The sequence below is a fragment of the Shewanella glacialipiscicola genome, assembly GCF_023283485.1.
Lineage (GTDB): Bacteria > Pseudomonadota > Gammaproteobacteria > Enterobacterales > Shewanellaceae > Shewanella > Shewanella glacialipiscicola.
Map to the genome: position 1 here is coordinate 1 of NZ_JAKILU010000046.1, position 6,949 is coordinate 6,949.

General features: G+C 39.3%; 8 protein-coding genes and 1 pseudogene. 2 read left to right on the forward strand and 7 right to left on the reverse strand.

The window, feature by feature from the left end; translation table 11 throughout:
* The coding region (locus tag L2717_RS17805; RefSeq protein ID WP_248938129.1) for an IS4/Tn5 family transposase DNA-binding protein at positions 1-167 on the reverse strand (167 nt) is incomplete at its 3' end.
* Between the two features lie 129 nt (positions 168-296).
* Entirely contained in the window at positions 297-635 is a 339-nt protein-coding gene (gene glnB, locus L2717_RS17810; RefSeq protein ID WP_220775173.1) for a nitrogen regulatory protein P-II, read from the reverse strand.
* A 242-nt stretch (positions 636-877) separates the two neighbouring features.
* Here glnB and L2717_RS17815 point away from each other — a divergent pair, with 242 nt between their 5' ends.
* A complete protein-coding gene (locus L2717_RS17815) occupies positions 878-1,390 on the forward strand; it encodes a GspH/FimT family pseudopilin (RefSeq protein ID WP_076497029.1) in 513 nt (170 codons plus the stop codon).
* A gap of 121 nt (positions 1,391-1,511) precedes the next feature.
* Positions 1,512-2,021, forward strand: coding sequence for a GspH/FimT family pseudopilin (locus L2717_RS17820; RefSeq protein ID WP_248938126.1), 510 nt, complete (start codon positions 1,512-1,514; stop codon positions 2,019-2,021).
* Positions 2,022-2,038: 17 nt separating this feature from the next.
* Here the strand turns inward: L2717_RS17820 and L2717_RS17825 are convergent, their stop codons facing one another.
* The 5 genes and pseudogenes from L2717_RS17825 to L2717_RS17845 all read right to left on the reverse strand — a co-directional run.
* Entirely contained in the window at positions 2,039-2,335 is a 297-nt protein-coding gene (locus tag L2717_RS17825; protein WP_220775190.1) for a TapY2 family type IVa secretion system protein, read from the reverse strand.
* Positions 2,332-2,727, reverse strand: coding sequence for a type IV pilin protein (locus L2717_RS17830; RefSeq protein WP_248938127.1), 396 nt, complete (start codon positions 2,725-2,727; stop codon positions 2,332-2,334). The genes L2717_RS17825 and L2717_RS17830 overlap by 4 nt, the downstream gene beginning before the upstream one ends.
* 13 nt (positions 2,728-2,740) lie before the next feature.
* Positions 2,741-6,274 (reverse strand): pilus assembly protein, encoded by a 3,534-nt coding sequence (locus L2717_RS17835; protein WP_248938128.1) that lies wholly within the window; start codon positions 6,272-6,274, stop codon positions 2,741-2,743.
* A 2-nt stretch (positions 6,275-6,276) separates the two neighbouring features.
* Positions 6,277-6,714, reverse strand: coding sequence for a pilus assembly PilX family protein (locus tag L2717_RS17840; RefSeq protein ID WP_220774972.1), 438 nt, complete (start codon positions 6,712-6,714; stop codon positions 6,277-6,279).
* A 27-nt stretch (positions 6,715-6,741) separates the two neighbouring features.
* A pseudogene (locus L2717_RS17845) lies at positions 6,742-6,882 on the reverse strand (PilW family protein); the annotation flags it as partial.
* Positions 6,883-6,949: the final 67 nt, after the last annotated feature.

The following is a 6,949-nucleotide window of genomic DNA, read 5'->3' on the forward strand; positions in this document are numbered from 1 at the left end:
GCTTCAATATCCGCGGCAGATTGGCTGATTTGTGGCACAGATTTTCCCGTATGAGCTGCCAGTGCTGCTGACAATGCTATCAAGCGTTTGAAACGCCTTGCATCACCTAGGCTAGCGTGTTGGAAGAGATGTTGGGCCCATTGTGCTAGGTTGGAAATAAAATTCATAGAGTGCGCCTAAAGTTGTTTTGCAGATCAGATCAACAACATCAGCGCAAGTTCAAAAAAAATCCCCCGAATTTATCGGGGGATTTGTGTAGAAGAGATAGCCCATAGGCCCTTTAGTATCAAAGCAGATTATACTGCGTCTTCGTTCTCTTCACCGGTTCTTATACGGATAACACGCTCAACATCAGTTACAAAAATTTTACCGTCACCAATTTTTCCGGTACGGGCAGTTTCAACTATAACATCAATTGCTTGCTCAAGTAGATCATCTTGAATCACTAATTCAATTTTAACTTTAGGCAAAAAATCCACCATATACTCAGCACCACGGTAGAGTTCAGTATGACCTTTCTGACGACCAAAGCCTTTAACTTCGAGCACTGTCATGCCAGTTATGCCTATTTCTGCAAGTGATTCGCGCACGTCATCTAATTTAAATGGTTTAATAATAGCTTCAACTTTTTTCATCAGAATCTCTCATATCTTGCATTAATATAAATAAACAGAATAACGCTAGCTTACACGGGGTGAGGATAATGTTGAAGCGAATGTGATGCTTAGCGCATAAAACACAGTTTCTACAATATTGCTGTTAGTCCATAACAATCTAAAAAAAGTGCCTTACTTTTAGTATCTGATTTTATACTTACATTCTTGATCTATTATTAACTCGCTCGCAGGATGCCAGCGTATGAATAACAAGGAAGTGTATGAAAACTCACAAGCAAGGTTTTAGCCTCATTGAACTTATCATTACACTATCTGTATCAGCAATTTTACTGGCTATTGGAGTGCCGTCATTAACTGATTTCTATACAAACTATAGAGCTGATAGCAGTATACGTATTATCCAGCAAACACTGCAATTAGCGCGTAACCAAGCTATTTCTTATAATAAAAAAGTTACCGTTTGCGCTATTGTTGACGAAAAGTGCGACTCTAACTGGCAGGTCGGATTAACCGTCTTCATTGATACTAACAATAATAGTCAACTCGATAGTAATGATAAAAAACTGTACACAACAAACGCATTCCACTCAAAAGACATTGTCCAATACAATCGAACTACAATTCGTTTCCAGCCAGATGGCTTAGCGTCAGGCACTAATGGAACACTAAAATATTGCCCATTATCTGTAACAAATCCTTACTCTAGAGCTATTATTGTCAATCAGGCAGGTAGAGTACGTTTTTCCACAGAAAACAACATAAAATGTAGTTAGTAAGAATAATGAGTAAAGCATCACTAAATTACATGATTAGGAGTTAGATTCGGTTCAATTATACTGAAACTGATATAATTCTCGCTTATACTTTACAGAATATAAGTAAGGATTAAAAATTATGCGCGATAAAAAAAAAGCCTTTACCTTAGTAGAGTTAATGGTCACGATTGCAATTGCTGCCATATTATTAACTATCGGGGTTCCGTCACTCATATCTATGTATGAAGGCTTTAGAGCAAATAGTAACATTGAAAAAATACATGACATTATGGCTTTTGCTCGAAACCAAGCGATAAACTATGGTGCTACCGTTAATGTCTGTCCATTTGCTAGCGTTTCTTCATGTGGAACAAACTGGAATAATGGTATTAGAGTTTATATTGGCGCCACTAAAAATTTACGTTCTATAGATAGCTTTAATACTAATGATAACGTTAAAGGACCTGAAAAAATTGCAGCTAACAGTGAAAATGGCGAACATATAACGTTTTCACCCGATGGTCTTTCCTCCGGAGGGGCTTTTATTTACTGCCCAGCAGGAAAAGCATCTGGTTCTCGTAGCATTAACATATCACCATCAGGGCTAATTAAGTTTGGAGCAAAAGATATGGAGTGCACGGAGAAATAGTATTTATCTTTTAAATACTACCTCAATGTTTGCAGATCTAGTTTTTTTGCGGTAGTTGAAACAAACTCCTTATCCATGGTGATACATTCATCAACAGTTTTAACAAAATACTTTTTATTCATTCGATCTGTTAATTGTGTTGCTGGTAATGCTGCCATATGTCGACGCACATTTTTATCTTTCCATTTAAAAAACACGATATATTCATTACCATATGAAGATTTAATATAGCACTTATAATCTTGAGCACTTTCAGCTGCACTGCAATTAAACCCGATTAATGCTGCAAAAGTACCATATATTAACTTATTCATTTCCAACACTCCTCTGACGGCCCTTTAACTCCATCACTAGTCAATGTAATAGTTGGACAAGCTGTGGCATCTCGAGATGCTTGGATACCTATTGCCTTTGCTGTCACTGTTGTCGTTGTTGTTCCATCTGACGTTACACTGTAGTGTCCATGTTCAGTAATAAACGGACTTTTATCTAGCCCTAATTTAGTCATATCGGTTGTATAAGTACGATTATCTAAATAATACTGCTCCTGCAAATTAGCAACTCGCATCACAGCAGCTACGCCTTCAGAACGCGCACTTTTAATGACATACTGCGTATAAGAAGGATAGGCAATAGAAGCAAGAATACCGACTATAACAACCGTAATCATTACCTCTATCAACGTAAAACCTTTATTTTCTTTCATACTCTCATCTACATTAATTCTCATCTATATGGTAATAAATTTTGTTGACCCCTAATCCTGAGCCTACATTTATTGTTCCGCTATATTCACCATCATCTCGCTTCTCACCTTTTCCAACACCAATAATATAAATATACGGGTCCTTTCCTGATTCAGGAGTGGGAATGACTATTTGCGGTGTATCCGGAACCCGCTCACCTAACTCATAATACACACTGGTGAGTGTACGAGTGCCTTTATGTAAATCAAAAACGTACAATCGACCTAAACCAGAAACCGTACATACTGTGTCTGATACTGACTGAGATGGGGGAACAAATGACGTAAAGTAAACTTTCCCGTCAACGATTAAACTGGCCGTTAGACTTTTTTCTCCCGCGGTTGGATAGTCATAATACCACCCTAGCTTCTTACCAAATGCGATGTTTTCAGTCTCCGTTTTCGGAGGTGCTGCAGTTACATTATACAAATTACCCAGCGTAATCGCTGCTGGTGCTACTGGATTACCACTACCGCCATAACTCTTAGTGATAACATTACGATCCTGAAGTACATAGTACATATCTTCAGTCGATTTAGATAAGGGGGTTGGTCTATTTCCACTACCTATAGCAATAGCGTCGTAAGGCACATTTTGATAATTCTTCGTCACTGCCTTAGAACCACTGACAGGATCTACGACAGACACCTCTGTTACATTATTAAATGTAGTTTGAGCGACCACTGGTTCAGCAAAGAAGCGTCGGTCAGAAGCTAAATCTCCTCCCAAAGATGCAAATTTATATGCTGTCCATGTAGAGGTCTTCGCACTAGGTAAATCCATACGCCAAACATTACCACCTGTATCTGTCGCATAAATTCGGTCAGTAACACCGTCATTGTTACTATCCAAAACCGCAACAGCATTAGGTATACTGTCAATAATTCCAGGTAACACGGTAGCGTTCGTGCCTGCTGAAGTGCCAAATGTGTGCAATAAAGTCCCTAACTTTGCATCAACGATATAAACATTTCTTCCTGAAGGAGTACTTGACGGAGTTGAGTCGTAGCTAACATCGTATCCACCACCAAAAATAAGTACGGGTGTGCTATGCCCAGGAATTAAGGTAATAATTGGTTCAGCCCATGTTTGTCCTAACTCAGAAAACCCAGATGTTTCAGGATTTATAGTCCACATTAAGCTAGGAGTATCTGGCGACTTTACATTCAGGGCATAATACGAAGAGCCACCCCGTCTCATTCCAGCAAAAACCCAAACATCACTTGGCTTAGAACCATCTATGCTGCTTTTTACATAAGCGACTGGAGATGCATCCATTCCATACACGTAATGACCGCCTGGTAGATTTGCACGCAATTTGGGTACGTTTGGCAGTAGCTCATAGGGCATAAATGCCCATGTTTCATCAACACTCACTCCTGAGTCTTTAAACATATGCAAGAGCCCGTGGTTAGTTCCTAAGAGAACTCTAATATCAGGGGCTGCACTCGTTCCAAAATTAATTGCTAGTGGTTTAGAGTGTAATGGATCTCCCATAATATCTTTACGATTGTCTGTGGTGCTTTTATCCCCATCTTCATCGTCCACATCTTCATCGTCCACATCTACACCCAATAGCCATTTGAATGTTGAATCAAGATCGATTTCATCAATGCTCATATAAGCAGCTAAATCAGCATTACTGCCATTGGCGGCATTAGCGATTGTAAGCTCCTCGAGTCCATTACCAATGCCGGTATTACTCAATACCTTTCTTTTAGTAAGCCCTTCCAGCATTTGTGTTACGCCACCGATTTCAACTTTATTACCATCGGTACCGCCACTGCAATTAGTCCAAAACGTACAGGCTTCTTTCTTAATATTACCATTGTCACCAATGGCGATACCTCCTTTAGCATCGATCAATGTGCCGCTTGCATTCACTTTTAACTTTTTAAGATTACCAGTCCACCGTGGTCCTTTACCGGGTAAAAACATCGCATAATATGCAGAATCAAAGGTTTGAGTACGATCGAAGTTATTACTTGCAATACTGGGTGAGGTAAAACTTGAATCGACCTCTAAAATTGAACTCAATGCATCCGACAATGCATTCGTTAACTGTAAGCTATCTTGCGCCGCAAAATATTTACCGCCCCCACGCTTTGCTGTCTCAATCAGTAAAGGTGCAGCATCGTCAGCGCCAGAGCTAAAACCAATTGTAAAGGTTCGCGCATTTTGCAATGGATTATCGTCATTATCATCAGTTTTATTAACTAAATCATTTTGATACATATAGCTAGCTAGCGCAGGAAGATAGCTACTTACTTTATTGTCTTTCTTAGGATCAGGTTTATACGAAAAAACGTCATAATTACCGAATTCACTCGCCCCTGAAGTCAACTTTTTTACAAGCCCATCAGCAGAACTATCGGAAGTTGGCGCACCATCAGTTACATAGATGACATATGCCATATCTGTACATATTTTAAGCGGGGAAATATAATTATTACTAGATTCAACACTTATATCCCACTTAGGGCTCGCAGTATCTTCATGGCCAAACTGCACCGCTCCACCAGATAAGTATCGATACGCCTCAAATAATGTCTCACATAATGGCGTGTTTGTTTCGGGATTCAACTGACCTATTTTTGTGAGTATATTATTTCTTGCTGCAATCCCTGGAGTCGTGCCCGGACTCATGTCCTGTATACCCGAAACAATTCTACCGCCTTCCTTGCGATTATTGGTGTTTTCGTTAAATACCGCTAAACCAAAATCAACAGAGGGTGTGGCTTTTATCACATCAGAAATCGCTTTTTTTGCAATATCAATACGCATTTTCGATACTATAGGAATTTTGCCATTTTTAATTAGCTTATTCCATAACAAGTAATTTTCAGAATAAAGAGTAACCGAGCTTAAACTACCTATCGTCGTCTTTTTAGCAATCTTTATTGCGCCATCCCAGTTTGTATCTGATGTACCTGAAACGACTGTATAAGGGGGATTACTAGAACTATTTTTTGGAAAGCCTGATTTACCATAGTTATTTGAGTTTATATGATCTTCTGCTGCTATATCCTCCCAACAATCTATATATCTCACACCAGCTAAGTTTTGCGTCGTTCTAAGAGCTTTCCAGTTACTAGAGTAAAACTCACTTACATGCCCTTTAAAAAAACCAACATCAGTTAAAGGCGCCCAACTTTGGTGACAACCATTATATTTACCTTCAAAATTCTGGGCTGAATCTAATAGCCACTCAAGATTAGTGTCCGATGTCGTTGAGAAATAAATAGTGTTTTTTATACTGCCAGAACCAAAGTAATTTGTTGATGGGTTATAGTCAGAATCATAGTCTGCTGGGGGAATAAAATCAGGATCCGGGATATTCTCCTTCGTATCCATACTGCCAGAGTTATCAAAGATAATCAGCACTTTGGGGCGTGCACCCGCATCAGTAGCGGTTTCAAATACATAAAGTTCAGTGTCATCGCCATGTGATTGACTTGATATACCAATCAAAACAAACACACAGATAAAGGTTAATATTTTCAACATTTTTAGCTCCCAGTAAGCACTTCTTGCTCAATACCTGCAACAACTTCTAATTGGCCTAAGTTTTCTCGACCAAATGCTCTAACACTTTCGACTTCAAGCCGACGACAGCTAATTAAATTGGCACCATTTGCTTTACTACTACGTTGGCAACTAACATCTTTTACCGTCCCATCCCATGGCATTGGCACCAAACGTTGTTTCCCACCAAGCAAACTATCTGGCTGAGAAACCATCATATTGGCAAATGCTGCACCTTTATATTTATTAATGACGCTATCTAGCGCACCATTTGCTATTGCATTAGCCTCAATACGTTCAGCGCCTGCACCTGCCATTCGCAGCGACTGTGTAGAATTCACAGCTAAAGCCACGCCAATTAAGGTCATAAGAATCAATACTATCAAGGCGAAGAATAGCACCACTCCTTTTTGATTTTTCATTGATTTATCTTTCATAGTTGCCTCAAGCTAGCTACGGATTAATAATGGATTTTCCAATACCACCGTTGTAGACATCACTTTGCGCCGAAAATGGTCATTAAGTGGATCAATTTTCTTATCACCTAATTGATAGGTCGCTTCATTGCCCCCTGTGTCAGGATTGTTGTCACCCCTAAATAATCATTATGTTTAAAGACAGGGTGCGGCAAAAGAGAACGATATGGCTCGGTATTCA

What these genes read in the sequence shown, in the direction of transcription:
- L2717_RS17840 (WP_220774972.1), bottom strand. Translation starts at nt 6,714, where the DNA reads ATGAAAAATCAAAAAGGAGTGGTGCTATTCTTCGCCTTGATAGTATTG.
- L2717_RS17815 (WP_076497029.1), top strand. Translation starts at nt 878, where the DNA reads ATGAAAACTCACAAGCAAGGTTTTAGCCTCATTGAACTTATCATTACA.
- L2717_RS17830 (WP_248938127.1), bottom strand. Translation starts at nt 2,727, where the DNA reads ATGAAAGAAAATAAAGGTTTTACGTTGATAGAGGTAATGATTACGGTT.
- L2717_RS17825 (WP_220775190.1), bottom strand. Translation starts at nt 2,335, where the DNA reads ATGAATAAGTTAATATATGGTACTTTTGCAGCATTAATCGGGTTTAAT.
- L2717_RS17820 (WP_248938126.1), top strand. Translation starts at nt 1,512, where the DNA reads ATGCGCGATAAAAAAAAAGCCTTTACCTTAGTAGAGTTAATGGTCACG.
- glnB (WP_220775173.1), bottom strand. Translation starts at nt 635, where the DNA reads ATGAAAAAAGTTGAAGCTATTATTAAACCATTTAAATTAGATGACGTG.
- L2717_RS17835 (WP_248938128.1), bottom strand. Translation starts at nt 6,274, where the DNA reads ATGTTGAAAATATTAACCTTTATCTGTGTGTTTGTTTTGATTGGTATA.